Source organism: Sphingomonas olei, assembly GCF_045369765.1.
Classification (GTDB): Bacteria; Pseudomonadota; Alphaproteobacteria; order Sphingomonadales; family Sphingomonadaceae; genus Sphingomonas; species Sphingomonas panaciterrae.
Window position 1 is genome coordinate 1 of sequence record NZ_JBIQEU010000091.1, and the last position, 592, is coordinate 592.

Genomic DNA, 592 nt, shown 5'->3' on the forward strand with positions numbered 1-592 from the left:
GTGTGGCCCAGCGCTTCCGGGTCGGGGATGTGGTCTTCGGGCAAGTGTAGAGGACGCTGCGCCCGCACCCCAAAGTGACGCGGGGCACTCGGTGCGTCAGCCGGAGGTGTTCCAGCAGGAGTCCACGCCCGCGGTGTTGGCCAGGTTGGTGGTGCGCACGGGCACCCGGGGGGTGCTGGTGCGGCCGTTGAGCTCGTCCTCGGGGACGTGGCCGATCGTGACCTCGTTCCACCCCACCACGGCGTACTGCTCGTTCAGCGCCTGCACGGCGCACGTGACGGTCTGGTCCGGGACCTTGGTGAGGTCGAAGTCCGCGTAGACCTGCCCTGCGTCCATGATCTTGAAGCTGACGTCCTTGGCCTCGGGCTGCTGGGACTCGCCCCGCACGATCCACGTGACGAACAGTGCCGCCACCAGGGTGGCCGCCACCGCAATGATGATCCAGCCCCTTGCCCCGGGGCCGCGGCGGGGCGTGCCCGCCACGGTGCGGTGGCCCGATCCGTAGCGCTGGGAGAGCACCCGCTCCGTGGCGGGCTCCTCCGGCGTGCGCCGGGCGCGCGACTACCGACGCTAAGGAGTAGAAGAAGTTCTG

General features: G+C 70.1%; 1 protein-coding gene. It reads right to left on the reverse strand.

Going from position 1 to position 592, the window contains the following annotated elements; genetic code table 11:
- Positions 1–96: 96 nt before the first annotated feature.
- Positions 97–519, reverse strand: coding sequence for a DUF4307 domain-containing protein (locus ACH0BU_RS18200; protein WP_500264496.1), 423 nt, complete (start codon positions 517–519; stop codon positions 97–99).
- Between the last annotated feature and the right edge of the window lie 73 nt (positions 520–592).